At 52.8% G+C, this 26,042-nt stretch carries 21 protein-coding genes; 9 read left to right on the forward strand and 12 right to left on the reverse strand.

Features of this window, described 5'->3' with window-relative positions; genetic code table 11:
* Window positions 1-32 precede the first annotated feature (32 nt).
* From GO984_RS12395 to GO984_RS12420, 6 genes are read right to left on the reverse strand one after another with little or no spacing between them, the layout of a single operon-like run.
* Window positions 33-785 (reverse strand): hypothetical protein, encoded by a 753-nt coding sequence (locus GO984_RS12395; protein WP_157022845.1) that lies wholly within the window; start codon window positions 783-785, stop codon window positions 33-35.
* 2 nt (window positions 786-787) lie between these two features.
* Window positions 788-2,335: a right-handed parallel beta-helix repeat-containing protein gene (locus GO984_RS12400; RefSeq protein ID WP_157022846.1), complete on the reverse strand. Its 1,548-nt coding sequence runs from the start codon at window positions 2,333-2,335 to the stop codon at window positions 788-790.
* Window positions 2,328-3,749 carry a mannose-1-phosphate guanylyltransferase gene (locus GO984_RS12405; protein WP_157022847.1) on the reverse strand — a complete coding sequence of 474 codons (1,422 nt, stop codon included), beginning with the start codon at window positions 3,747-3,749 and terminating at the stop codon, window positions 2,328-2,330. Before GO984_RS12405 ends, GO984_RS12400 begins: the two co-directional genes overlap by 8 nt.
* Window positions 3,750-3,772: 23 nt before the next feature.
* On the reverse strand, window positions 3,773-4,984 hold the full coding sequence (locus tag GO984_RS12410) for a hypothetical protein (protein WP_157022848.1): 1,212 nt from the start codon (window positions 4,982-4,984) through the stop codon (window positions 3,773-3,775).
* Window positions 4,985-5,005: 21 nt separating this feature from the next.
* A complete protein-coding gene (locus GO984_RS12415) occupies window positions 5,006-6,478 on the reverse strand; it encodes a glycosyltransferase (RefSeq protein WP_157022849.1) in 1,473 nt (490 codons plus the stop codon).
* A 13-nt stretch (window positions 6,479-6,491) separates the two neighbouring features.
* Window positions 6,492-7,811 (reverse strand): nucleotide sugar dehydrogenase, encoded by a 1,320-nt coding sequence (locus GO984_RS12420; protein ID WP_157022850.1) that lies wholly within the window; start codon window positions 7,809-7,811, stop codon window positions 6,492-6,494.
* Between the two features lie 296 nt (window positions 7,812-8,107).
* Between GO984_RS12420 and GO984_RS12425 the strand changes: the two genes are divergently transcribed.
* Window positions 8,108-9,037, forward strand: coding sequence for a heparin lyase I family protein (locus GO984_RS12425; RefSeq protein WP_167740318.1), 930 nt, complete (start codon window positions 8,108-8,110; stop codon window positions 9,035-9,037).
* Between the two features lie 81 nt (window positions 9,038-9,118).
* On the opposite strand, the gene GO984_RS12430 is transcribed toward GO984_RS12425, so the two are convergent.
* The 4 genes from GO984_RS12430 to GO984_RS12445 all read right to left on the reverse strand — a co-directional run bounded on the left by GO984_RS12430 (window position 9,119) and on the right by GO984_RS12445 (window position 13,283).
* A complete protein-coding gene (locus tag GO984_RS12430) occupies window positions 9,119-9,307 on the reverse strand; it encodes a hypothetical protein (protein ID WP_157022852.1) in 189 nt (62 codons plus the stop codon).
* Window positions 9,308-9,803: 496 nt separating this feature from the next.
* On the reverse strand, window positions 9,804-11,066 hold the full coding sequence (locus GO984_RS12435) for an O-antigen ligase domain-containing protein (RefSeq protein ID WP_157022853.1): 1,263 nt from the start codon (window positions 11,064-11,066) through the stop codon (window positions 9,804-9,806).
* Entirely contained in the window at window positions 11,063-12,544 is a 1,482-nt protein-coding gene (locus GO984_RS12440) for a GumC family protein (RefSeq protein ID WP_157022854.1), read from the reverse strand. The genes GO984_RS12435 and GO984_RS12440 overlap by 4 nt, the downstream gene beginning before the upstream one ends.
* Window positions 12,545-12,668: 124 nt before the next feature.
* Complete coding sequence (locus GO984_RS12445) at window positions 12,669-13,283, reverse strand: LuxR C-terminal-related transcriptional regulator (RefSeq protein ID WP_167740319.1); 615 nt, start codon at window positions 13,281-13,283, stop codon at window positions 12,669-12,671.
* A gap of 242 nt (window positions 13,284-13,525) precedes the next feature.
* Between GO984_RS12445 and GO984_RS12450 the strand changes: the two genes are divergently transcribed.
* The 3 genes from GO984_RS12450 to GO984_RS12460 all read left to right on the forward strand — a co-directional run bounded on the left by GO984_RS12450 (window position 13,526) and on the right by GO984_RS12460 (window position 18,186).
* On the forward strand, window positions 13,526-14,914 hold the full coding sequence (locus GO984_RS12450; RefSeq protein ID WP_157022855.1) for a WecB/TagA/CpsF family glycosyltransferase: 1,389 nt from the start codon (window positions 13,526-13,528) through the stop codon (window positions 14,912-14,914).
* A 152-nt stretch (window positions 14,915-15,066) separates the two neighbouring features.
* Window positions 15,067-15,573 carry a putative pterin-binding protein gene (locus tag GO984_RS12455; RefSeq protein ID WP_157022856.1) on the forward strand — a complete coding sequence of 169 codons (507 nt, stop codon included), beginning with the start codon at window positions 15,067-15,069 and terminating at the stop codon, window positions 15,571-15,573.
* 159 nt (window positions 15,574-15,732) lie between these two features.
* The gene (locus GO984_RS12460) at window positions 15,733-18,186 is read left to right on the forward strand and encodes an ATP-binding protein (RefSeq protein ID WP_157022857.1); all 2,454 of its coding nucleotides are present in this window, start codon (window positions 15,733-15,735) and stop codon (window positions 18,184-18,186) included.
* Between the two features lie 2 nt (window positions 18,187-18,188).
* Here GO984_RS12460 and GO984_RS12465 read toward each other — a convergent pair whose 3' ends face one another.
* Window positions 18,189-19,388, reverse strand: coding sequence for a polysaccharide biosynthesis/export family protein (locus tag GO984_RS12465; protein WP_157022858.1), 1,200 nt, complete (start codon window positions 19,386-19,388; stop codon window positions 18,189-18,191).
* Window positions 19,389-19,602: 214 nt separating this feature from the next.
* Here GO984_RS12465 and GO984_RS12470 point away from each other — a divergent pair, with 214 nt between their 5' ends.
* From GO984_RS12470 to GO984_RS12490, 5 genes are all read left to right on the forward strand, one after another.
* Window positions 19,603-20,838: an oligosaccharide flippase family protein gene (locus tag GO984_RS12470; protein WP_157022859.1), complete on the forward strand. Its 1,236-nt coding sequence runs from the start codon at window positions 19,603-19,605 to the stop codon at window positions 20,836-20,838.
* Window positions 20,839-20,841: 3 nt separating this feature from the next.
* Entirely contained in the window at window positions 20,842-21,759 is a 918-nt protein-coding gene (locus GO984_RS12475) for a glycosyltransferase family 2 protein (RefSeq protein ID WP_157022860.1), read from the forward strand.
* Window positions 21,760-21,777: 18 nt separating this feature from the next.
* Window positions 21,778-22,782, forward strand: a complete 1,005-nt coding sequence (locus GO984_RS12480) for a glycosyltransferase family 2 protein (protein ID WP_157022861.1) — start codon at window positions 21,778-21,780, stop codon at window positions 22,780-22,782.
* Window positions 22,783-22,791: 9 nt separating this feature from the next.
* Window positions 22,792-23,775 carry a glycosyltransferase family 4 protein gene (locus GO984_RS12485; protein ID WP_157022862.1) on the forward strand — a complete coding sequence of 328 codons (984 nt, stop codon included), beginning with the start codon at window positions 22,792-22,794 and terminating at the stop codon, window positions 23,773-23,775.
* A gap of 692 nt (window positions 23,776-24,467) precedes the next feature.
* The gene (locus GO984_RS12490; protein WP_342448084.1) at window positions 24,468-25,211 is read left to right on the forward strand and encodes an SDR family NAD(P)-dependent oxidoreductase; all 744 of its coding nucleotides are present in this window, start codon (window positions 24,468-24,470) and stop codon (window positions 25,209-25,211) included.
* Between the two features lie 62 nt (window positions 25,212-25,273).
* Here the strand turns inward: GO984_RS12490 and GO984_RS12495 are convergent, their stop codons facing one another.
* A complete protein-coding gene (locus GO984_RS12495) occupies window positions 25,274-26,041 on the reverse strand; it encodes an ABC transporter ATP-binding protein (protein ID WP_157022864.1) in 768 nt (255 codons plus the stop codon).
* Between the last annotated feature and the right edge of the window lies 1 nt (window position 26,042).

Genomic DNA, 26,042 nt, shown 5'->3' on the forward strand with positions numbered 1-26,042 from the left:
AGCTAGCCCCTGCTGCCCTGTTATTCTTTAAGCTATTCATTAGCTGCGTATGTCTTGTCCATGAGCGCCACCAGATTCTGAGCTGACGTCATGATACCCAGATGCGATGACGTCTGCGCACGCTGCAAATAGGACCTCGCCCAGCCTTGCTGTTCTTTAGTGAGGTTAACTTGCTCCAAAAGAGCCACCGCCAAGCGCAACTCGACCCTGCCATCACCATTGCGTTGGCTTTGTTCTAGGATTTTGTCTCTTGTACTTTCACTGAGCTCACCGAACAGCTTGCCCTTACCATTGAATTCAATGACCGCATCCAGGGCCAGTGTATTTCCGGCCCAAGCATACGGATAAAGCACCTGAATATACTTTCGAAGACGGTCGCGTGGCTCTGTGGCTGGATCAAGGCGCATCATCGCCTTGATCATGTCGGGCAACGTCCAGACCCGCCCGGTGCCCACCGCAATTGCGCTGTAATAGGCCACGTCTGACGGCGTGTTCACCGTCGCGCCGGCGGAGATCAGGCGACGCGCATAGGTCTGAGCCGCCAGTCCATAGCCGGCCTCACTCAGTTTTATCAGATTAGCGTCGCTTACAGGTTGATGTGCATGCAGCTGCTGACGCGCAGCGACCAGCGATGGCGACAACCCCTTCATGCTGAGAGGATCAGGTGTAATCGTGACGCTGATCCGCGAGGCCTTGGTATCGTCTGCAAACGGCAGCGGCATGTTTTGCGCGACTGCTGCCGTGGCGCAAAACACCCAAAGGCCTAGAAAAAAGCGTAATATCATGATCATGACTCACATTCAGCCAAGCCAACCTGCACAGGGTATTGGGTACCACCGGCTGACATCAGCATCGGAGTCTCGCCGCTCAAATTAGTGGCGACAGCTCTGTTTTGCAGCGCAATATCACCGTCAATCAAACGTGGAAGTTGATCTGACAAGTCGTTTCCTACTAGCATAAGCTGTCCACCTGTGGCCGTAGATAGCCCTGCTTTGTTCTGGCGCAGAGTATTGTCTGAAACATAGGTCACTGCATCTCTAGGCTGATCTGAAACCCAAATCCCAGCGCTACGGCTTCCACTGATTTTATTTGCCTGAACCGTAGTTTGGCTACTGGAGCGAATATCAACCCCCTTTTGGCGGCTGTTCAGAATCACATTGTCGCGTACAACAGCACAATTTGAGCTGGAAATTTTGATTGCACCGCCGCTGCGCCGCCAAATCACATTCCCCGACACCAGGACGTGATTGCTTTGGCCCTGCACCAAAATGCCAGAGCGGTCACCTTGTAGCAGAACATTCCCCTGGAGAGTGCTGTGGTCGGACCCGCGCAAAACCCGTATCGCATTTGTCGGACCCGAACCAAAAAACAGGTTACCCTGTACATTGGTACCCAACGAGGTCGACAGCAGCAAAGCATTGTTACGCATATTATAAAACTGGCTACCAGAGACCTCACCACCAGATATCCCAGTCAATGACACCGTCTGCACATCATCAAAATAAGTATCTGTGATCCACGTTTCCCCGACCGTTGGCAAAAGCGGATGAGCCACAACCGACAGGCCGGAAAACTTTGGTGACTTGCCAAAGCCAAGTCCCTGAAAGACAGCCTTGTCAACTTGCAGTGCACCACCACCACCGATGGTGAAAAAGGGAACAAAATCCCCGCTGCTTGGAGAGGCTTCCCCAACAACGCTAACGCGACTGCCGGTTATCTCCACGCGGCCAAAGCTGATGATAAACGCCCCATCCCCACGGCTAAGTTGCAGATGGTCTTCTGGGCCCAACTGCAACACCGTGTCATCCCAGAGAATGACCGGAACCCGCAAAGTGTTGTTCCTTGGCTGCATTTGGGCTTGTGGAAAAGTTTGTGCCTGGCTGGCACGGATGTGGTCCAGCGTCACCAATCCGGAGCGAAATGTCAGTGCCTGGGTTCTTTCACCTGGATGTGCGTTCAAGACATCAAGATTATCTTGCCCACCGTGCACCTGCGTCAGCAGCGCCAGCGCTGTGCGAAAATCTTCAACGCTTGTGTTGGCCAACTGGGTCGGAGAATCTGTGGTTTTTACGCCAGTCACTGGGATTTGGTACGAAGATGGCAAGTCTGGTGTCAGGCCCGACAATCCAGTGCGATGCATCAACTGCCCCAAGGGCAAACGCAAGGTAGCTCTGTCCTGAACCAAGAAATCGGACAGCTCGGTCAGTTGCTGATCTAGTTTCGTCAAATCAGAGTTGGGCCCAGCCCAAGAGGGGCTGGGCACCAGAAAGGAGACACAGAACATCAACGCAACCCAAAGAGCCCGGATCTGTATTTGTACCTGCCTGTCAGCCATTGATCACAATAGGCTCGTTTTGCTTATCTAAGTCCGCATTTTCCAGCGTCACAAACAGGAGTTCCGCAGTGGTATCGCCACTGTTAAGGATGCGAACACTACCGGCCTCATCTGCATAGATACGCCCGCCTTCCACCGCTGCCTTGCTCCAGTCTGGGCCTGTGGCATGAACGGTCCCCTGAACCACAATGACCTGCTGGCTGCGCGAGCCACGGTCGAGCAAAATCGTCCGCCCCACTTCGATTTCGGCGGTTCCCAGGTGAAACCGGTCTGTTTCGACTATCTTTTCCAGTTGGTCTTGTTTGTGGAACGGCACCATGGTCGGAGTGGAATTGACGTGAACTTCTGCCTCGGAGCGCTTGCTGGCTTTGAGCAGATCAACAACCGCTTTGACGTTCTGGGTTTCATCCATTTTTGCCACAAGCAGTGCGTCTGGCGTGTCGATGACAATGATATCGCTCAGTCCGACCACACTGACCAAACGAGTATCGGTAGAGACCATCGTGTTTATCGAATTCAGCGCGACAACATCGCCTTGCAGGACATTGCCATCTTTGTCGGGCTGCGAAATATTGTACATCGCCAACCAGCTGCCTACGTCATTCCACGACACATCCAAAGGCGCCAGAGCGATACGGTCTGTTTGTTCAAACACTACACTTTCGGTGGGCTGGGCAGCGGATTCGGCGAATTCTGCCTCGTCGAGATACAAGGCTTCGGGCGTATCAGAACCAAAGTCCACAGAGGCACTCACGTGGCCCGCGGTCGTTGGATCAAATTTCTGGTATTCTTCGATGATAGTTTTGGCGGAAAACATCGACAGTCCTGACGCCCAATAGGCCGACTTACTGTCAATCAATGCCTGAGCTTCCTCCTGCGGAGGTTTTTCGACAAAGCCGCCAACCTGTCGAACTGTGTCAAACCCAGCCAAAGGTCCGGCATCGGTGATGTAACCAAACCCGGTTTCCGCATAACGCGGCGGAATACCGAAGGTGATGATATGACCAGCCTGAGCCGCTGGAATGCACGCCTCGATTGTTTCCGTCAAACGACCTTCAATCACGTGATCCGCAGGGATCACGACAAATAAGGCGTCTGGATCTTTGCGCGCAATAGCATGGGCAGCCGCGAGGACAGCTGGACCGGTGTTGCGTCCAACGGGTTCGCAAATTATCTGCGCCTTGGACTGAATTTCACGCAGTTGTTTCACCACGGTGCCACGATGAATGCCACCGGTGACAATCACAGGATCCTGGTAAACTGGCCCGCGATGGCGTTGCACGGCGACCTGGAAAAAGGTCATCGACTCAGGGCCGCTGATTTTTTGGAACTGCTTGGGGCTTTGAGTTCGTGACAAAGGCCAAAGGCGGGTGCCTTTTCCGCCGCAGATGATCAGTGGATAAATCGTGGTCATTGTAATTGCCTCTCGCTTCAATCTCAAAGGCCCAACAGGCCCTTCGACAGCCGCAATCTTGCGGATTTGCCGATATCCTTTGTTGTCAAAGCACCCTCTTCAGAAACAAGTTCGACAGGGACAAAAACGTCACCACGCAGGCTCGCTGCTGTGGTTGCCTCACTGGCGATAACCTCGACAGGAATGCTTCTCCCGTCATTGAGATCCATATGAACCTGATCTCCGTTCATCGCCCGATTCAGCCCTTCTATGCTCATCAGAGTCTGTGCTCTGATTAATGAAGTATTAACATAAATTGTCAGAATTAAGTCCGTTTGAAGGACAGTTGTGCCATCTGAAATTCCTTTTGTAACAACCACTTCACAGTCACATGGCATCGTGAAGTTCAATACATTGCCGGTATTGGCGTTAACCGAATACAGCACCTCTCCCTTGGCGGCGTTAGGATTTAGGTAAGAAATTTGCCCGGCGGCTGTAGCGCGCATTTTTTGACCGGCTCGCTCCACAAACACCGGATGCATTTCGTAACTCGTTGAATAGCGTTGAAGTAGCACACTGCCTGCTACAATAATTAGCAAAACCGACAACGCGGCCACACCAAGTGAGCGCACCCGGTTCATGAGTGAATGCCCCCTCGCCTCACCCTTTGGCTTTTTGGGTGCGGTCGGCCCAGTATAGCTGATCATACCGTCTACGGATACAAAATCCCCGCCAATATGGCTGTTCACTATATAGCGTAGCTGCGGCAGGTGCCCGCCGGTGGGATCTGTAAACTGAAAGACTGATTTGCCCTGAACGTCTTCACTAATCACCATAACTTCGGGATGCAACGAGAGTACAAAGCTCTCGAATGCAAAGTTGATAATAGCGATATGCCGCGTGCCGTTCCCCAGCATCCCACCTTCTGTCGCCTGTGCATGGATCTGCATAAGCGAGATACTGTCACCGGTATATCGTTGCCCGGCGACAGTCACCGAATACGGAATTTTCAACAGTGGATGCTCATCATCGTAGCCAAAATCTACCGGTAAAGGCTGGCTCTGTGTTGTGCCTGACGGGGATTGAGGTTCGCGATGAACTGGCTGGGGTGCAGGTTCCGGGGGACTGGCTTCGCCCGGGTTGTAGTTCTTGCTCATACTGGCAGTCCGCTGGACAAGAGGACGACGGGCTTCGGCCCGTGGTTCGGGTGTTTCAGGCTTGTCAGAGGGAGCCAGTCGAAAAAGGTTGTTGTCCATAAGGGTACCTCGTCGTGCCTATTAGAGAGTGTTCAGAAACATTACGGCGATGGTCAGCCATGACAGGGCAAGCGCGTGGTGAGCAAAGGATTCCCAAGCTTTGACACGGTCCTGCAGGGCCATAGCCTTGCCCGAACCGCCGCTGCCTTGCCGCGTCCATTTCTGTTTATCCAGTCGAAAAAGAACAAAAGTTTTGATGATGGCCCCAGCAACCTGCCCGAAATACAAGATCGGGGGATGAGTGATGGGGAACCATTCTTTGTTAAACAGGGCGATAAAGATACAAAACATATAGCGGGTCGCCATAACCCAAGCGATGTAGAGTGGGATCACCGAAAGCGAAACTGTTGCCGCCGCTACAATAACTGAGATCGGGCCAACAAGTGTGGTCCACATAGAAACCCGCTGATCAAGGATCGACCACCAGGTAAAAAATCCGATTTTGCGCGGATCTTCACGAAGTGCCCGACCATTTGTGCGCATCATATTGCCAAACCATCGGATCATCAGCGTTTTGGCACTGTCATAAAACGTGTCACGCGGTTGGTCTTCCGCGGATTGTGACTGGATATCGGGCATATAGGCCATCTGATATCCATTACGAAGTAGCCAATACCAAGTGGATTTGTCATCACCGGTTAGGAAATTCACCCGACCAAGACGCCAATGATCAAGAAAGTCAAAACCAACACCTTTGATAAAGCCTGGATCTGTCGCAAGGGAAGCGCGAAACACTGACATACGCCCCGTCAGCGTCAGCACCCGGTTGCCCAGTCCCATTGAACACATCATCACCTGACGCTGGTTGAAGCGCAGTGTGAACCAGTCTTTGAACAGATTCTGTTTGTCGATGATTGCGGCCTCATCGGTGGTCAGCGCCCCCATGCGCGGATCCGAAAAGAAAGGAGCCGCTTGGGCCCAGATATCAACCGGCACCACAGTATCCCCATCGACAAACACCATAATGTCATCTTTGGTCGGGGCCTTATCAGCCAAGATGCGTAAAGCCTTCTCCATGGCGTCACGTTTACCGCTGGATTTGATTCGATCGATAACCAGTTCGACATTGCTCATATCGAACTTCGAAGACGCATAGAGCTGCTGGATCAGACGCTCATCTTTACCGTCCACAACTGAGGCCACAATCGTCGCGCCATCGCGAGCTTTTGACGCTGCCTCAAACAAACGACGATAAACCATGATCGTCACTTCGTTATCGACCATATAGCTGGTCAGCATAAAGTAGCAGTGCGATTTAACGTTGCTGGCCCAAAAACGCCTGTGGTGACGCCGCTTCCAGATTGGATAGGCAATGCGGCGAAAAAAAACGGCCCGACCAAAATTGGTCACCGCCCAAGTATAGCGCCAAGTCCCCAAAAAGCCGACGATGAACACCGCATTAGATGCGTGATGCAACTCCCCCAGGAAACCCTGGGGGACAACGGCCACCAACAAATAGATGACCGCAAAATACGCCGTATGAGTAAGGACCATTGTCATTGCGGTTTTACCAGCAAATGCCTTCGTAGTTTTCGTCTGACACCATATCGCGATGCAATCGGGTCAGGTCGACAACTGTCTGGGTTTTGGCTGCTTCTTTAAGCTTTTCAACGGTCTCGTTGTAGTAGTTCCCCACCAAAACCGCACCGGCGTCATTGATTAGCTCATCAAGATCGCCGACCAGTCGGTTTTCAAGATTTGGGACGCTTTCATTGCCACGCCCCGCACCTGGGGTACCGCTGTCATAAGCTTCTTTGACAAATGGGTCGTAGATATTGACCTCTATGCCTTTGTTGATCAGGCGTGCCGCAAGGCTGACCAGGGGACTTTCGCGCAGATCATCAGTACCTGGTTTAAAGCTGATACCGACAAAGCCAACTGTCTGTGCGCCGCTCTTTTCAACCATGGCTTCTGCCTTGGAAATCTGAGCTTCGTTGGCCTCTAAGACTGCATTCAACAGATGCGCTGGTGTATCGTTCTGACTGGCGAGGTGGCGCAACGCACGCACATCTTTTGGCAGACAAGAACCACCAAAGGCAAAGCCCGGGCGCATGAAATAGGGCGACATCGCCGCCTTTTTGTCACTGCACAGAATTTCCATAACGCTTTGACCGTCAATCCCGCAGGACTTGGCAATGTTACCGATTTCGTTGGCAAAGGTCACCTTGACCGCACGCCAAGTGTTAGAGGTGTATTTCACCATTTCAGCGGTACGAATATCGACTTTGTTGACCGCACAGGGCATGTCTTTATTCAGATCCGCCAGGATCTGGCCGGTCGGCTCATCCATAAAGCCAAAGACCACCAGACCGGGGTCATAGCTGTCGGCAATGGCAGTGCTTTCGCGCAAGAATTCCGGGTAATAGCCAACCCCGAATCCCACACCAGCCTTTTTGCCAGATGTCTGTTCCAAAACCGGAATACATGCGCTTTCAGTGCTGCCCGGCACAATGGTCGAGCGGATAACGACCGAATGATAGACGTCTTTTTCACGCAATGCTTTGCCAATGTCTTCGCAGACACTGGTTACGTACGATAGTCCTACAGATCCGTCAGCTGCTGAAGGTGTTCCAACACAGACGAAGGACATCTCCGTCTCGTGCACTGCTCTGCCAAAATCGCTGGTTGCGCGCAGCTTACCTTTGGCCACCATTTCTCGGACAAGATCATCGATCCCTTCCTCAACAATGGGGGACATACCCGCATTAATTGCATCAATTTTACCCTGGTCTACATCAACTGCAATGACTTCATGACCGTCCTGCGCAAGACACGCAGCGGACACGACGCCAACATAGCCAATGCCAAAGACACTGATCTTTGCCATATCGTTCTGCCTCTCAATATCGGCGCCATCTGATGCAGCGCTCGACTCGCAATGTATGGAGGAGAATCGAAATCAGACAAGCAAGCGGGTTTTCTAGCGTTAACTTTTTGTTAACTGTGCCCCGTTCGCTACAGTTAGTTCCTTATTTCATGCGCGTTGCGTTACAGATCACCCTCTTTCGATTTGTAATTTTTATCGTTATGTTACAGTGTATTAGCTCATTCTGTTGCGCCACCTATTTTTGACGTCTATAGAATGCCATCTAGACTTTAGATCAACGAAGAATGAGACGCCCAATGCAGCGAATGGCCCGGATTGCATTTTTTCTCAGCGCTTTCTTAACCGGCTGCACCGGTGCGATTCCCAATTCGACCAGTGGAAGTAACGAAGTGTTTACGCCCGGAGACGGCTACGAAAGGTTTTACAGTTCAGCCGACCACAACTTCCGATACGCATTTGCTGAACACCAGGCGCCCACCCGCCGGGGCAGCCGTAGTGAGCGGTTCGAACTGCGTGATGGCGATTGTGGCGGTGGTGATTGCGGTAATCCCCGCTACCGCACCGAAATTCAGATGCCAACCAAGTCGAACCCTGCCAACGTCGGCAAAGATATTTGGTATGGCTGGAGCTTCCTAAACTCTGGCGTCCCCAGTTTTACTCGCGAAAACTCTTTGCGACTTGTCTTTGGTCAATGGGGCATGCCTGGCGGGGCAACACCTTCGATCCGGCTGATCCAATTGGGCACGGACGAAGGCAATTGGACGGCCTGCCAAAACACCACCTGTGCCGGGTCAGCCATAAATCACGGCGACGTTGTCATTCAGCTCGCGGATATGAATCGTGCCTTCGACTGGGGTAAACACAAGAATGAAGGTTATGTGTGCCGCTTATTTGAGATGCAGGAGCATAAAGACCGGTGGGTTGACTTGGTTATGAACACTAACTTTTCAGACGGTGAAGACGGCTATTTGCAGGTCTGGGTCAATGGTGATCTACGGTGTAACTATAACGGCCCAATCGTTTCTCCCAACAGCTTGCTCAAAGGAGCAAAACCGGGGCATCGCCGTGGTATCTTTTCAAGCTACACAGAACGCTGGACAAAAACACATGGCGCAAAACCCAAGCCAACTCTGGTCGTGTACTATGACGAATTCGCGGTTGGGTCATCGCGCAGCCAGGTCGACCCATTGTTGCGCGAGCAATCTAATAAGCCGGCAATCGACTAGCATTTTCCACAAGGAGTGCGCAGCAAAAAGGCCCGTATCCCTACGAGCCCTTTTGAATTTCAATCCAAAACTAAGCTTCTGTTAAAGATTGGCAATCGTGACAGCAGTACCATCCGAGTAGCATAGCACAAGATCATTACCTTCTCTGTATGCATGCACATTGCTGGTAAAGCGCTTGCCATCCTTTGGGATGATTTTCATCACAGTATTATCGACCATATCAATGGTTTTATGACCAGATTTGGCAATCGTATGGGTCTTCGTACACATAGGGGCAGCTCCTAAGTCAGTGCGATTAGAGGCGGCACGATACACATAGTCAGCGGGATCCTTTCCAGTAGCTGTGCAGCCAGCTTCCGCAAAAAATCTTCATCAGGACCGGGGAGGTCCAGCGCTGCAAGGCCCATCGTGGCAGGAAAACACCTTCATTCGCTTCAGTTCATTTGTGCCCGTAAAATCGTGCTCGGGCAATCCAATTTAAGGTAAAATTGCGGCGAAATGGGGCAAAGAGGCCTTATTTCGCCAATTGTGGGCACAGTTTTGACAATAGAAGCCCCGAGACGAATGGGCTGATTTCATCGTTTGGAAACAGATTACCTAGCATGTCAGAACTGTTTCGTTGTCGTCATTACAATTAGCGCGCATATGACCGTTCAGACGCGAATCAACTTCTACACGACAGCATAATACCCTCTCACCTCGCCCCTGCCTGCAAGAATGGCGATGCGGCTAAGCTGGAATTCTCATGTAAAAATATGTGCTCTGCTCATTTCGTCATTTCTTTGGCGTGTATTCCCAAGAGCAAGAGACTTGGCCAAAGTAGATAGACCTCGATCTCGATGTTCTCACCAAAAGACAGCAGCACAAAAACCAGAATGATCCCAAAAGGCAGCGTTCCGCGGTTCGATTTTATGGTGTCAGTCACTGCCAACACCAATTGCCACAGCAGTGGGATCAATAGTGCGAGAAACCCGGTGACGCCTTTTACAAAGAGCAACCCATACCAAGTGTGGTGGCTGCCGATGGGCATGTATTCAACGATGTGAGACCCCGGCGCGACCCTACCGTGGCCAAACCACACCGCTTCATTCTCCCAGCGTTCAGTTGCAATACGTTGCAGGGTGGCGCGCACGCGGGAGCTGTCGGCACGGGCAGATTTGAAGGCGCGGACACTAGACTGGGCCGAGGTGATCAACCCGTCAGCAACCATTGAGGCCACCACCAAACAGCCTGCCAACCCCTGCCAGGCCCAAGATTGGGCGGACAGACGCAACAGACGTGGGATCGCCGGACAGACGACCAGCCCAACCAGCCCCATGCGCGATTTAGAGGCAAGTATTAGGAAAATACCAGCAGTCACGCCGATGGCTTTCCAGCGGGTGCATTTTTCTTCGAGTGCAAACAGCACCATCAACACCCCCAACAGCGCCGCAAAAGGCGACCATGGCGCGTAGAATTGCCAACGTGGTGTGCCGCTGGCCGGGTCCAGCGTATACAGGAAAACAGTAAAATACTCGGGCCCCGGCCCGCCAACCACCTTGAGCGGAGATGTGAAAATCTTTTCAGGCAGGCCAATATAGGGCGCAACCAGCATCAGGGGTGCAAGAACAAGAACCCACAGGCCAACAACACATTGGCCACGGATCAGGATCGCGCGCCGGATGGGCAAGACGGCTCCGGCCAGTGGGAACAGTGCCATCAACGCCCAGCCCTTGGCCCAGCCGATGGTCGAACGGATAATCGTCTTCGTGCCGAAATCGAAATTGATCAACCCAACCCAAAGAATGATCAGCATGGCGGTCATACCGATAATCCAGGCCCAGACAACGGCTGGTATCGGGGTGTCACACCGTAGATCCTCGCGCACAGCTGCCCCGAAATAGACCACGAGCGCGGCCAATCCACCTAGCATCCAGCCCAGCACCGGACCAACAATATACAGAGCGCCAACGGCATAGAACGGCCAGGTCCAGATCAAAACTTTGTAGACGATGTTTTCAGCCGGGTTACGTGGAGTGATATCGCTCATGAGCGGTGCTCTTCACGGCGGGCAATCAACCAGTTGATCATCCCAAAGCGGGCCCAACCCAGCGCCAACGCAACCATGACGCAAAACGTGGCGGCAACACCGGCAACAATGGTGAGCATGCGCCGGGGGGATGACGGTTTCAGCGGCAGCGAGGGGGCTTCGAGTACCTGAACCAGTGGATAAGACGCATAAACATCAACCTTGGAGGACTGCCCCCGTGCAATGGCCGAGGTGAAAACTGCCTCGGATACGCGGAAGTCACGTTGCAGATCTTCCAGGCGCGCCGCCATGGGGGCAATGATTTCCAGCTTCTGGCGTTCTTCCAGACAGCGTTTGTGCAAGGTGTGATATTCAGCGTTCGCCCCTTGCCTCTCAGCCTCGGCGCGCACCAGATCCGCCAGCAAGGCCGTCCGATCGCCTCGCTGTGACATCTCGAGCCCAATAACTTCTGGTTCGGTCAACCCGGTACGTGCCACGGCAATTGTCACCAGTGTTCCCTGCGCCAAATCATGCTGCGCCTTGGCCTCAAGCACGCGCGGGTGCTGGGAGCCATAGTGCGAACGCATTTCGGTCAGCAGGGCCGCCTTGTCCGACGCATCTTTCACATAGGTGAGATAGTTGTTGTCGGAATAGAGGTTCAGAACCCTTGCGGCCTTGGCTGCTGGCAAGCCCAGGGTTACCTCCAGTGCGTTGACATAGGCTGTCTTCTCCAGCAGCCGGGCCTGAGCATTTTCGGTCAAAACCCGCAGGGCATCATTATCGCGTACCTGCGCGGAAAACTGATCCTTGGACAGGAAACCGGTTTCCTGTTGCAGCCGGTCAATATCAATACGCGTGGCGGCAACCGAGCTGCGGTATTCCTCAATCGCGGAAACCGCACTTTGCTCGCGCATGCTGAGTTCATCATTCCGCAGCAGGGTTAGTTCGCTTTGAAAGGCTTGCAGAATAGCCTCGGCCCGCAGCTGTGCCTCTTGCGCGCTGGGGCCTTTCATTTGAACCCGGATCAGGCCGGTTTGATCCACTAGATCAATCACCGGCGCAGGCAATTCAGTCACCGGCATATCCAGACTAACGGCTGCGGCCAATCTGATCCGATTGGCTGTAATTAGCCGTTTGTAGGTCTGGGTAGGGCTGACGGAATCCGTGGCAAAGGCTGACGACGCATAAGACGATGCCTGACCGATGCTTTCCAAATTGACCGAAGCTGAAGCCCCGGATCCCGGCAGGATCAACGCCATTTGGGAAGTATACTTGGGCGGAGTGGTTGTCAGATAGGTGAAAATAGGCATCCAGATGCCAGCACACCACATCAGAAAAAACGTAGTGTAACGACTGCAGCGCCAGAAGAAATTACGTGGTTTGCGTGGCAAAAACTGGGCGTTTGGGTAGCCGTTGTTGACCGCCTTGCTTTGCTTCAGCGATACTTTGGTCGCTCCGCTTTTTCCGAAAATTTTGCTGGATGCAGCCAAAAACGCCATTATGTCATCTCACTGAAAAACTGTTTCAATGGATGATACTGCGCGTCAGGCGTGGCTCGGTGATCCCATTCGCATTGCGCCTGTCACAGTTGGATGCTGGCCTATCCGTTGGGATAGCCTAAACTCAAAATATTCCCGCATCCCTTGCAACAAGAGCCGCCTGTGTGCGGTTGCCAACCTCAAGTTTTCGATAGAGCGTTTTGACATGCAGTTTGATCGTCGGCTCGGATAAGTCGAGGTCTCGAGCAATTTCCTTATTGGATTTACCCTCGGTCAACCCATGTAACACTTGTCGTTCGCGTTCGGTCAATTTATCCAAAATGGGATGGCTGACCTTACCCTCTTCAGCGGTCATGAAATCCAGCGGCGCATATTTTTCACCCATGGCCATGAACTTGATTGCATTGACCAGAGATTTCGCCGGCAGTGTTTTGGGGATGAATCCAATGGCGCCCATCTCAAGTGCCTGTTCAGCAATTTCGCGACTGGCCTCGCCTGACATCAGCGCGACCCGGTGGACCCCGTTGATTTCATTAGCGACAGAAATGCCATCTAAACCATTCATACCTGGCATATTGTAGTCCAAGAGAACTAGATCATAGGTCCACTCCCCCTTTAGCAAGGCACAAGCTTCGTCAAAATCAGCTGCTGTGTGCAACTCAATTCCATCTTCGCTTTGCATAAATGCACCCAGCGCATCCCGCAGGAGTTCGTGGTCATCTGCAATAAGAATTCGCACTACAAAACCTCATCAAAATATAGCTTCTATAGCCATCACTCTAAGAGCAAATGGTAGGGGTTAGGTATAAATTTAGGTCAGATTTCTATCCAAATGGATAATCCTCCCCTGCAGGCGGGTAAATTCACAGCCGGTCGCGCCGTTTGGGCACTTTCGTCTCACCTTTAATCCTGATGCCCTGAACTGCCAACCCCATTGATGGTGCACAGTTATTCGTGAAGCAAGCCACGAGGAGCCACGCCATGCAGCATCGATCCAACGTTGAAAAGTTTTTCGCCCAGGGAGCCAAACCTGTATTTCCTAAGTTGGATCAATGCTCTGTCGTGAATGTTGATCTGGTCGATGCGACAGCTGAAGCAGTTATCAACACTTTGCTCCAGCCAGGACGGAACCGGGTCTTTTTCTACAACGCCCATTGCGCGAACCTGAGAGCCACGGATGCAGACTATGCGCAGGCACTGACGCGCGCAGATTTGATACTACCCGATGGCATCGGTATAGAGCTGGCCGCCCGGATGCGCGGCGATGCGCTGACGTCCAACTTAAATGGCACTGACCTGCTGCCCTCCCTTCTGGCGTCAGCCGCAAAACAAAACAAAAGTGTTTTCTTGCTCGGCGGGCGACCCGGCACGGCGCAAAAGGCTGCTACTCACCTTCAGTCCCTCATTCCTGGGCTTCACATTGCCGGTACTCGCGATGGATATGGTGGCGCTGAAGACGCAGAAGATGCGATCTCTGTCATCAATGCTTCAAGGGCCGACATCTTGCTGGTCGCCATGGGGGTCCCAATGCAAGAGTTGTGGTTGGACCGCCATGGGCACAAGCTTGATGCGGATCTCATGATGGCGGTTGGCGGGCTGTTTGATTTTTGGGCGGGGAATGTAAAACGCGCGCCACTATGGTTGCGGCAACTCAAAAGTGAATGGGTCTGGCGGCTTGCAATGGAGCCACGCCGACTGGCACAGCGCTACCTGCTTGGAAATTTCGCCTTCATGTGGCGTGCAGCCCGACATGCAATGCGCTCCAGTTCCCAATACGCTATCCACAAACGGATATTGGACATCGTGCTCAGCCTAGGGGCACTGATTGCTCTGTCACCGCTCCTTTTGCTGATCTGTGCTGCCATCAGGTTAGAAAGCCCCGGTGCAGTGATTTTCCGCCAAAAACGCGTTGGTCGAAATGGCAAGCCCTTCACCCTGTACAAATTCCGCTCTATGCATGTTGACGCCGGTGCGAGACGCCAAGAGTTGCTAGCGACCTCGGATCGCGGAGGCATCTGTTTCAAAGCGCGTAATGATCCGCGGGTGACACGGGTTGGCCGGTTCCTGCGCCGGTTCTCGTTGGACGAGTTGCCGCAAATTGTGAATATCCTGTCTGGTAAGATGTCAATCGTCGGCCCCCGCCCTGCGCTGCCCGAAGAAGTTGCCGCGTATTCCCGACGCGCGCATCGCCGCCTTAGCGTCAAACCCGGACTGACCGGCATTTGGCAAGTCTCTGGTCGCGCGGACATCGATTTCGACCGCATGGTGGATATGGACATCGCCTATGCCCGCTCCCGCTCAATCCTGTTGGATCTGATGCTGATCGCGGTGACGTTTCAGGCGGTTTTCAAAGGTCGCGGAGCTTACTGAACCCTCCCCGGTCGCGGGGTTCGCCCTGCGGCCAACTTTTCCCGAACAGCCATCACTGCCCCTATCCGATCGGATAGGTCCTAATACTTGAGGGAGGCAGAAAGATCTGCAGGCAATGTGCAAAACTCAAGATGAAAACACAAAGGTGCATCATGAAAACCAACGGAATATTCTCTTTCGCCCGCGCGATGTTTTTTGCTGCAATAGTCGCAACACAGGGTTCGGCAGGAACGACGGATGCCACCGAGCCCTCAGTGCTGGAAGTAACCGGCGGCCAACTTCTTGATCAACCTGTCTCGCTGGGTGTTCAGGACCTTCGAGATATTGCCGTCCGGAACATCGTCACATCAACTATCTGGACCGAAGGGGTACATGAGTTTTCTGGTGTGCCACTTTACGAGCTTCTGCAACATCTAGACGTAACAGGAAGCACAATCGAAGCTATCGCACTTAACGATTACTCTGTATTCATCCCAATAAGTGATGCGCGGGAAGGCGGGCCGATAGTGGCCTTTGCTATCGACGGGCAACCGATCCCAAGACGCGAAAAAGGCCCACTGTGGATCATATACCCCTTCGATCAGTCGCCTGAGTTCCGAACAGAAACAGTCTATTCCCGCAGCATTTGGCAGCTCAATCGATTAAACATTATTGAATGATGCTATAGTAGGATCACTACATCGGTTAGAAAGTATCGCAATTTGCCACGTTATCCTAGGTTATTTCTCTTCCTCAAGAATTGGTTTTTCCTACCCCTGGTTGTCCTGTGCCTGCCGCTTTTGGTCTTGCTGGGCCAAGAGGTTTACCGGGATCTGAAATTGCTGCGGTCAGCCGATACCGACTCAGTTCAATGGACATTGTCGCAGGTCGAGATCGAGTATCTCGACTTTTTGCTGACGCTAGAAAGAAACAGTGATCCACAAAGAGCTGACCTCTCTGTTGTTCGAAAGGATTTTGACATTCTTTACAGCCGCTTGGGGATACTTTCCAACGGAAAACTATTTGCCTCTGTACGTGAAATTGACAGTTTTTTGAACTCAGTTGATAAATTACAACTCTTTCTGGATCAGACCATTGCTTTTATAGATGGGCCAGACGACACACTGCGCTTAGCTATCCCAAGTCTGTTACAACAAACTGCTACGTTGCGCCCAGAAGTGCGAAGCCTGTTTATTTTGGGGCTTGCGCGATTTGCCCGTGATTCCGACATGCAGCGGTCACAGGTATTTTCAACCCTGACACAGCTAGCGATTGTTTCACTCACAATATTGGTCGGACTGGGGGTGCTATTTATTTATTCTTTAATGGCCAACGCTCAAATCCAGGCCCGAGGGCGTGCATTGACCCGCGCCAACGCACGGATGCGGACGATCCTTTCTACCACACAAGAGGCCGTAATTGTTGCCGACACCATGGGAAATGTAGTGGATTTGAACACTGCAGCAGAATCTACATTCGGCTACTCATTAGCTGAGGCCAAGGGCCAGAGTATCGGTGATTTGATAGTCCCTGCTGAGCAACAACAAGCGCACCGAATGGGATTTGAACGCATGGTACGCACCGGGAAAAGCCAGCTAATAGGAACAGGCCGTGTTCGACTTGACGCCCGCAATGCCGATGGAAAGCGCTTTCCTGTCGACCTTGCCATGCAGTCAGCCCAAACTGAAGATGGCGATGTGATTATTGGTTTTCTCAGGGATATCTCTCAACAGTTAAATACCGAGGCAGAACTGCGCAAGGCACGAGATCAAGCGTTGGCCGGTGAAAAAGCCAAGGCGAATTTCCTAGCAGTAATGAGCCATGAAATTCGTACCCCCCTAAATGGCCTGCTGGGCAACCTGACTTTAATCAGCAAAACTCAGTTAGATGCGGATCAAACGACGTTCACACGTAACATGGAGGTATCTGGGCGGCAATTGATGCATCACGTTAATTCAATTTTGGATATTGCCAAGTTCGAGTCCGGTAAAACATCGGTGACTCAATCGGTCTTTCATCTTGGACGTTTTCTGCAGGAAATTATCGACAGCCAAAGCGGTCACGCGGGGCACAACCAAACCACCATCGAATGGGAATGGCTCGGGTCTAGTATGGCTTGGGTCAAGGCTGACCAAACCATACTAGAACAGATCCTGTTGAATCTTGTGGGCAATGCGATCAAGTTCACCCATGCCGGTCGCATCAGTATTGAAGTAGAGCAGCTGACCCCACATGACGGCGACTGCAATGTGGAATTGCGGATCATCGACAGCGGCATTGGCATCTCCGAAGCGGATCAAGCCAGAATTTTCGAAGACTTCGAGACCTGCGATTCAACCTATACCCGCGACAGCAGTGGAACCGGGCTGGGTCTGGGCATTGCCAGACGCATGGTTCAACTGCTTGGTGGCAAGATAGGTGTCGAAAGCACACCGGGCGAAGGCAGCGTTTTCTGGCTGCGCCTGCCTTTCCTGTCGGTTGCAGAACCCGCCAGCGTCGGAGGCGAGGAAAAGGTCAAAGCCTCTGACCGCTCGCTTTCGATCTTGATTGCCGAGGACATCGAAACCAACGCCTTTGTTGCGCGCCGACTGTTAGAGCGGGACGGCCACACAGTGACGATTGTCACCGATGGATTATCTGCTGTCGCAAGGGCCAAACTCGAACTGTTTGACGTGATATTGATGGATATCAGCATGCCCGGCATGGATGGCCTTCAGGCCACGCAGGAAATACGAAATGCGCCATCGCCCTTCTGTGACATCCCAATACTGGCATTCTCGGCAAATGTGCTGCCCGAACAGACCGACCATTTCCGCGCCAGTGGTATGAACGGGTTTATTGGCAAGCCATTGCAATTGCCGGAGCTGCGTCGGGCGCTGCAGGCGGTGCTTAAGAAATCCCTTTCAATCAACTCGGCTCCACCGGAAAACCCACAGCCTAATTCAGTGGACGAGAACGCAACGATGGCTCAGGATCTGCTGGACCAGAGCGAATATGACACCTTTCTGGGCCGCTTTCTGGCCGAAGGCGATGCGTTGTTGGCCGAACTGGCGCAGGAGCCGTTGGAAACGCTGGGGTTGGAGACCATTGCTTCAAAGTGCCACCAGATACGCAGCACCGCCAGCCTGTTTGGCGCCACAGATTTTGCCATCAGCCTCGGACATATTGAGACCGCCGCCAAACAGGAAGACGCGGTGGTCAGCTTGATCGAGATTGCCAAGCTATCTGATGTGTGGGCTGCAACATGCAAAACGCTGGATCCAAACCGCACGTCAGCGCCTGTTGCCGAGTAAGCCTACTCGTTCAGCAACAGGCCCACGCCGATCAACCCCAGCACGCGTGCAACCTCGGCGACATTGGTCAAGGTGCTGTCATAACAGGCGACCGCATCACCTGGCAGGATATAGGGATCATAGTCATCCCGATCCGCCCGGCGCAACATGTCCTCGATATCGCGTTCGATAGCGATCGACACTTCTGTCATCGGGTTACGCGACAACAGTAACCCCGACCGGTGGGCGCTGCTGGCGCGCGCACCGCCAACGCAATTCAAATCCACAATGGCCTGCAAATAGCGAGTGCCATAGGGCATTTCGCGCACGTTGCGGCCAATGGCCGAAATGGCATTGCCGGTTGCCGGTTGGGTCAGGTTCGACATAAACACACTCACCCCCGGAGGGCTGACGGGGCTGGGGCGCATCAGATCGTCCTGAAAACACTGGCGGGATGGCACAAAAACCTGATCACCCGTCAGCAACATGACATCCACCATGTTGTGACCTTGAAAGACGCCACGTAGATCCAGCGTGTACAGTCGGCCATTGCGCCGTAGTTCCACCGCAGATAGATCGGCGTCTGGACGAACCCCGCCGGTTGCGCGCAGGGCTGCCGACAAGTTTCGGGCCTCGGTTGACGCGCCCAGCGCCTCTTGTCGGCCGACATCGCGCTGATCGCCAGCAACGCCACCCAGTTCGACCTGATGCGGTTCAAACACAGCGCCGGATACCCCAACCAGGGCCGAAGCAACATCCATGATCCGGACCGAAACCAAAGGGGCCGTATCATACAGCTGTTTTTCTACGAGTATGGTGTTGAGATCCCGTTCAACATCAGCGGTACTGCGACCCTGTGCCCGGATCGACGGCAAGTAAGGTATTTTCAGCGTGCCATCGCGCGAGACCACGTAGTTGCCGCCAAGATCTTCATCGTTGCCAATTCGGACCTCGACCAGATCATTACGAGACAGTCTTTCACCCAACAGAGTATTGGCGACTCCACTGACCTTGGTGCCATAGGCTCCGCCACGATAAGGCAGGCAGATCTCGGAATTCAGACGAGCTGATTTAAGGAACCCAGCATCAGCGCGGCTGACCTCGATGTCACGGTATTGCGCTTGATAGCCGTAATCACCGGACTTGGTTTCAATATTGTCAGGGTGGCCAGTTGCTGCACAGCTGGCAAGCAGCACAACAGAAAGCGTGCTGAGACGTTTCATCCACTGTTCAACCAAAACGTGCCCTACCTCGTTATTTTTTTCACTTAATCAAACAATAGACCAAGCCTGAGTCTAGTTCGCCTTATGCAGGTGGATCGTTTTCCTATCCCAATGGGTCAATTGCGCACCAGAATTGTCCGGTTCTCTCCGTATGTGGGTCCATCTTCGACGGACGTGCGTCGTTAGGTTGGAGGAAACAACAGATGAGTTTCCGATGTCCCACGTCTCTTCAGGCACTTCCTCCCTCCTAGCAAATTTGCTGGCCTTTGGGGCATCGGAAATCTCGGCCAAGTCCACCCGGTTGTTGGTTGTTGTCGCTATTTCACGAAATTTGAGCGCAGAAAGTGTTGGTTATGCTGCCGCCGCACTGGCCATCGGTGAAGTGCTAAAGTCGCTGACCGAAAACGGCATTGGCCAACGGATCATCGCTGCGCACAAAGACAATCTTGAGGCGGTATGCCATTCGGCACACCGTTTGTTTTGGGGCTATTGCGTTGGACTGGCGCTGCTCCAGATGGCCATCGGTCTTGGGCTTTATTTGTCGGGCCAAACCACTGTTGGGGCACTGGTTGGGCTGATGGCTATCGAATATCTGTTTATGCCTGCGGGTCTGGTGCAGGTCGCACTGGCCATGCGCGAGAACCGACTGAAGCGGGTTGCGATGATTTCTGCCACGCAGGTGTCGGGGGCAAACCTAATCACCGTTGCATTGGCCTTCACCTGGGCCTCGCCAATGGTGTTGGTCCTGCCACGTATTTTAACCGCGCCGGTCTGGTTGGTGGCGGTGCGCCATCTACGCCCGTGGCAGCGTATCAGCACCGCACCGTTGGCTCCGCGGCACCCTTTCCTGACTTACGGTCTGCCCGTGACTGGCATCGAATTGGTCAAGGCACTGCGGCTACATGCGGACAAGATTGTGGTTGGTGCTTTGCTGGGCCCCAAGGTGCTGGGGATCTACTTCCTGGCCTTCAATGCAGGGCTGAGCCTGGCCACGTCTTTCTGCGCCGCGCTGGGCATCGTGTTGTTCCCGCATCTCTGCCAAGAGACTGATCAACAGGCCGCGCTGCGGCGCACCGTGAAACTATCCTTGGCCTGTATTTTGCCCTTTGTGCTGCTGCAGTCCCTGTTTGCTCCGATTTACGTACCCCTGCTATTGGGGGCAAAGTGGGCCCATATTGCCCCCACCGTTGCGGTGCTGTGTTTTGCCGCCCTGCCCCTGACCATTTGGACCGCCGTTGCGGCCAGCCTGCGGGTCAATGGTCGCCCCAAGGTCGAGTTCATCGTGACCCTGATCCTGACCATTGCGCTGGTTATCTCGGCCGTCATCGCCGCCCCCTACGGATTGGGTACCATGGCGACCGCCTATGTGTTCACCACCACCATCATACTGATCGCTGCGGCCCTGCCGCACCTGATGAAACCCTCCCCCCAGGAACTGAGAAAGGTCTAAGCCATGCCAAAATTTACAATCATCATGCCGTGTTTCAACGCCGCAAAAACATTGAGTGAATCCATCGGAGCGCTTTTGTCTCAGACGATTAGAGATTGGGAGTTGATCTGCATCGATGACGGGTCAACAGATGATACCCCCAAACTGCTAAAGGGTTGGGAGGACGCTGACCCGCGTATCAAGATGTTGCGCAACATCGGCAAGGGGCCCAGCGCCGCACGGAATATGGGGGCACATCACGCCACCGGGGAAATACTCTGCTTTTGTGATGCCGATGATTTGTGGGTGCCATCCAAATTGGAAACCCTGCACCGGGCCTTTTTGGATGACAGTACAGATGGTCTGTTCGGCCGCGTTGCCTTTTTTCGCCGACGCGGCAAGGCCGACGCACATTCAACCGTTCCCAAGGCGCCGCTGTCTGTACCTCTGCTGATGGGTGAAAATCCAGTCTGTACTACCTCCAATATCTCGCTGCGGCGCAAGGTCTTTCTGCAAAGTGGCGGTTTCGACAGCAATATGGTTCATAACGAAGACTTGGAATGGCTGATCCGGCTGGTTGGCAGCGGCGCATCCATCAATGGGCTTGATCAATTACATGTTTGGTATCGCACCAATCCACAGGGGTTGTCGTCTGATCTGGTCGCCATGTCCCGATCACGACAGCGGGTTTTAGCAACCGCACGCAGCTTTGGCTTCCAACCAGACCGGCGCGCCGAAGCAATCTATATGCGCTACCTGGCACGCCGCGCCCTTCGGTTGGGTCACTATGGGTCTTCGGCCATCTACCTAACGTTCTCAGGCCTTATGCAAAGTCCGCGCGCATTTCTGTTTCCACTGCGCCGGGGATTACTGACAGCGATCGGTTCGTTGTGTGCACCGCTGTTGCCCAAATCCCTGCGCCGTTCTCTGTTCAATCGCTAATTCCCAAAGGAGTATCTGATGCCCAGAGCAAGTATTGTCGTCCCCGCTTTTAATGCCTCTGCAACTATCGCGGAGACACTGAGTTCTCTCCAGAGCCAAACTTTTCGCGATTTTGAAGTAATCGTGGTGAACGATGGGTCCACGGATCACACAGTGGACATCATCCAACCATTCTTGAAAGATAGCCGATTTCACATTGTGAACCAACCAAACCGGGGCTTGGCAGGGGCGCGAAACACCGGAATTGCCGAAGCAACAGGCTACTACATCGGTTTTTGTGACTCGGATGATCTCTGGGTAGCAGACAAGTTGGCGCGTCACATCCTGCATCTGGATTTATCACCGGACGTCGGATTGAGCTATGCAGGCTCGATACTGATTGATGGTGAAGGCCAACCTCTGGGCCTGAAACAGTCCCCACGACTGCACGCGATAACCGCTGCTGAAGTGTTCAAAAGAAACCCAGTGGGCAACGGCTCGGTGGCTATCTTTCGCCGCGCCGCGCTAATGGACATAGCTTATACCCCGCAGAAAGATCGGCCACGGCAGTGGTTCTTTGACGAAACATTTCGCCAGTCCGAAGATATCGAATGCTGGTTGCGTCTGGCACTGACCACTGATTGGGAAATCGAAGGCATTCGTGGTCATCTGACCAAGTACCGGATTGCAGGCGGCGGTTTGTCGGCCAACACCAACAAGCAGTTGGCATCTTGGAACCGCATGGTCGAAAAACTGCGCCCGTTGTCCCCAATTTTCTTTGCCAAACACGAACCCGCGGCCCGTGCATATCAGTTACGCTATCTCGCCCGCCGCGCTGTTAGCGCAGGCGATGAACACAAAGCTAAAAAATATGCGCGTGAATTCCTCAAGGCCTCTTTTTCTCCGTTTTTTGAGGAACCACTGAAAACACTAACCACACTCGCCGCTACCGTGTGTCTCTCCTGGACCGGATATGACCCAATGCGATTTGCAGCGATATTACGGCGCGGAACCTTAAATCCGCGTCCACAGAAACAGACATAGGAGACCACAATGAGCCATGCTTCCATTCTGCACTTAACCGACGATACAACGCCAGGTGGCGTCATGAGAGTTATCGACACAATTCTTTCGTCAAAATATCTTGCCAAGACCGGCAAGCACCGCATGGCAGTTGTTGAGAACAGCAAGCTGACACTGCCCAAAGGTGGCGTTGATGTTATTGTTTCACATTTAGCGTTGAACTGGCGCAATTTTGCAGCCCGTGCTCGGCTCAGGGCAATGTACCCAGATACACCAATGATCCATGTCGAACACAGTTACACTCAGGGCTTCGTGGCGCAGAAAGTCCTGAACAAAACTCGTTTTTTTTCCATGCTGCGCAGCGCATTTTGTCTGTTCGACCGCGTGGTCGCAGTCAGCAATGCACAAAAAGACTGGCTGATCCGACGCGACCTGATCGACGAAGACAGGTTGTCAGTCATCCATTCTTCGGTCGACCTGACCGGATTTGAAACCTTACCCAAACCTGCCACCAGCCCTCGGATCTTTGGACTGGTAGGGCGTCTACACGAACAGAAAGGATTTGATATTGCGATCCGCGCCTTTCGCGAATGCAGCGGGCTAGATCTGCGACTTATGGTGTTTGGCGATGGTCCATTGCGGTCAGAACTGGAAGCGCTTGCCTTTTGTGATCCCAGGATCACCTTCCATGGCCATTGCGACGATCCGCTGGAACCCATGCGCTCCATTGATGCCTTATTGATGCCGTCTCGCTGGGAAGCTTATGGGCTGGTTGCACACGAAGCCCGTTCAGCCGGTCGCAAGGTCATTGTTGCGACGACAGACGGCCTGAAAGACCACATTCAGGCGGGCGCAACCAATGTTCATGATCATAGTATTGCTGCGTGGAAACAGGCGATAATTCAAGCAACCCAGACCCTGGACAAAAACAGTCGCAACAACCGATCAAACAGCAATATGGAAGCAACCCGGTTCGAAAGTGACTGGAAAAAATGCTTGAGCAGCCTCCAGTAAAACTTACTGAGTTCTTTGCTTAAAGCCTCGGTACAAAAAACCTCGGCCTTGCTGGTGGTGTTGCCAGACCTATTTGAACTCGCCTGAACTAAATCAACACCACTGCCCTTTGTCCCACATCGACATTACACAACTCCACTCGAACAGCGGTTCTAGATAGCTCTAAATACTCACGTTTCAAAAGACTGCACTTTGACTTAAGCGGTTGAAATCGGACATTTATATGGACGAAAATTTCAACCGGATCCGCATTCAATGCAAGCGATGCTTTACCCCTTATCGCTGTCGAAACGGCCGATGCGAATTATTACATCACTTGTTTAACCAGTCACTGGTTTCGTGATTTTCCGCATTGCCAATGATCTTCATTGCAGCGCAGCAGGATCTAAATTTGTCCGTTCTGATCACATTGCGAAACGGTATGTCATTCATACAGAAATGTACATTTCTCGCAGGAAAAGTGTTTCGATTTCCGACCCTACTTATGCCCGCTATGCGGGAGATTTCATCAGTCGATAGCCGTATAATCACCTACGATAAGTCACTCACATAACAGCTCCAAACCTAGTAACAGAATCGGGTGGTTTTTTCAACAAAAAGTTAGCTAGTTCAATTGGTTCAGGCTATACACAAGTGTAGTAATTCACCTAAAAATTAAAGGCTGAGAAAAGATGTATGGATTGCAAAACAAGGTGTGTTTGATTACTGGTGGCGCCGGATCTATTGGCTTAGCAACTGCTCAATCTTTGATTGAATATGGTGCACGGATCGCACTGGTAGACCGTGATACCGAAGCGCTGGAAAAAGCCGCAGAAAAATTGAACTGCTTGCCGGACAACCTGTTGCTTTTGACCGCCGATGTTTCGGTTGAGGCAGAAGCGGAGAAATATGTAAATGCAACAGTCGAGGCCTTTGGTAGAATTGATGTGTTGTTCAGCAATGCAGGCAACTTTGGCACCATCGCTCCAATTCAGGACTATCCGATCGAAGCCTTTGACAGTGTTTATGCAGTCCATGTTCGTGGAGCATTTTTGGCAGCCAAATATGCGGTGCCACATATGACCCGTGGCAGTAGCATTATCATCACCTCCAGTGTTGCGGGGCTGCGAGGGGATCCTGGTGTTTATGCCTACATCACAGCCAAACATGCGCAGACCGGTCTGATGCGGGTGATGGCAAAGGAACTGGCTCCTCAGGGAATTCGCGTAAATACTATCAACCCTGGCCCCGTCGACAACGGCTTTCAAAAGCGGGTCGAGGACGGATTATCCGAAGAAATCGGTCGTGATGGCACCGAATTCTTTGACGAGATCATTCCCATGGGGCGACACGGTCAGCCCGAAGAAATTGCACAATCAGTTTTATATTTGGCGTCAGATCAAAGCAGTTATACCACTGGAACTGTGTTGTTGGTAGACGGCGGTATGAATATCTAATGCGAGAATAGGCACCGTTTCTGATCCACGTGTTCGGTAACGGTGCCTATTCTCGACTGGCCTTAGGTACCATCCGTCGAGGCGCCCTTTCCCATTGTTGTCGGATTGGGATCAGTCTGCACATGATCTGCTCCGAAATAGGCGGTCTCTAATAGAACAGGATCAGCCTGCAACGCAGCGGCCGAACCGCTATAGCTTGTTTGCCCGCCACGCAGCACCATTGCCTGCTCGGCGACTCCAAGGGCAAGATCGGTAAACTGCTCGATCAGCAACACACCAACACCCCGCGCTTTTAGGCTGTTCACAACCCCCATCAAGCGTTTCACCACCAAAGGCGCCAAACCAAGCGACATTTCATCAATCAACATATACCGCGGGCGGCACATCAACGCATGCCCCAGGGCCACCATCTGCTGCTGCCCACCAGACAATGTTCCGGCGATTTGATTTTTGCGTTCTGCCAGTTCAGGGAACAATTGATAGACATCCATCAGGGTTTCCCGCGCCCCCTCGGGCAAAATCGCACCAGCAGCCCGCAGGTTTTCATCAACCGACAACTTGGTCAAAACACGGTGACCTTCAGGGACCGCTGCAACGCCAGCAGCTCTGATCACATCGGGGCCTTGCCCGGTCATCGCAACACCATCAACAATCATTGTGCCGAACGCGATTGGCAACATTCCGGCCATGGCCAGTACCAATTCGGATTTACCCGCCCCATTTGATCCCAGCACTGCGGTGACCTGACCAGGTTCCAGGGTCAGACTGACCTGCGAAACCAATGTACGAAATCCATCTTTGACGACAATATCTTTCAGTTCCAACGCCATG

This window comes from Parasedimentitalea huanghaiensis, assembly GCF_009753675.1.
GTDB classification, from domain to species: Bacteria; Pseudomonadota; Alphaproteobacteria; order Rhodobacterales; family Rhodobacteraceae; genus Parasedimentitalea; species Parasedimentitalea huanghaiensis.

Coding starts and splice junctions, on each gene's coding strand:
- GO984_RS12395 (WP_157022845.1), bottom strand. CDS start 785: ATGATATTACGCTTTTTTCTAGGCCTTTGGGTGTTTTGCGCCACGGCA.
- GO984_RS12400 (WP_157022846.1), bottom strand. CDS start 2,335: ATGGCTGACAGGCAGGTACAAATACAGATCCGGGCTCTTTGGGTTGCG.
- GO984_RS12405 (WP_157022847.1), bottom strand. CDS start 3,749: ATGACCACGATTTATCCACTGATCATCTGCGGCGGAAAAGGCACCCGC.
- GO984_RS12410 (WP_157022848.1), bottom strand. CDS start 4,984: ATGGACAACAACCTTTTTCGACTGGCTCCCTCTGACAAGCCTGAAACA.
- GO984_RS12415 (WP_157022849.1), bottom strand. CDS start 6,478: ATGGTCCTTACTCATACGGCGTATTTTGCGGTCATCTATTTGTTGGTG.
- GO984_RS12420 (WP_157022850.1), bottom strand. CDS start 7,811: ATGGCAAAGATCAGTGTCTTTGGCATTGGCTATGTTGGCGTCGTGTCC.
- GO984_RS12425 (WP_167740318.1), top strand. CDS start 8,108: ATGCAGCGAATGGCCCGGATTGCATTTTTTCTCAGCGCTTTCTTAACC.
- GO984_RS12430 (WP_157022852.1), bottom strand. CDS start 9,307: ATGTGTACGAAGACCCATACGATTGCCAAATCTGGTCATAAAACCATT.
- GO984_RS12435 (WP_157022853.1), bottom strand. CDS start 11,066: ATGAGCGATATCACTCCACGTAACCCGGCTGAAAACATCGTCTACAAA.
- GO984_RS12440 (WP_157022854.1), bottom strand. CDS start 12,544: ATGGCGTTTTTGGCTGCATCCAGCAAAATTTTCGGAAAAAGCGGAGCG.
- GO984_RS12450 (WP_157022855.1), top strand. CDS start 13,526: ATGCAGCATCGATCCAACGTTGAAAAGTTTTTCGCCCAGGGAGCCAAA.
- GO984_RS12455 (WP_157022856.1), top strand. CDS start 15,067: ATGAAAACCAACGGAATATTCTCTTTCGCCCGCGCGATGTTTTTTGCT.
- GO984_RS12465 (WP_157022858.1), bottom strand. CDS start 19,388: ATGAAACGTCTCAGCACGCTTTCTGTTGTGCTGCTTGCCAGCTGTGCA.
- GO984_RS12470 (WP_157022859.1), top strand. CDS start 19,603: ATGTCCCACGTCTCTTCAGGCACTTCCTCCCTCCTAGCAAATTTGCTG.
- GO984_RS12475 (WP_157022860.1), top strand. CDS start 20,842: ATGCCAAAATTTACAATCATCATGCCGTGTTTCAACGCCGCAAAAACA.
- GO984_RS12480 (WP_157022861.1), top strand. CDS start 21,778: ATGCCCAGAGCAAGTATTGTCGTCCCCGCTTTTAATGCCTCTGCAACT.
- GO984_RS12485 (WP_157022862.1), top strand. CDS start 22,792: ATGAGCCATGCTTCCATTCTGCACTTAACCGACGATACAACGCCAGGT.
- GO984_RS12495 (WP_157022864.1), bottom strand. CDS start 26,041: ATGGCGTTGGAACTGAAAGATATTGTCGTCAAAGATGGATTTCGTACA.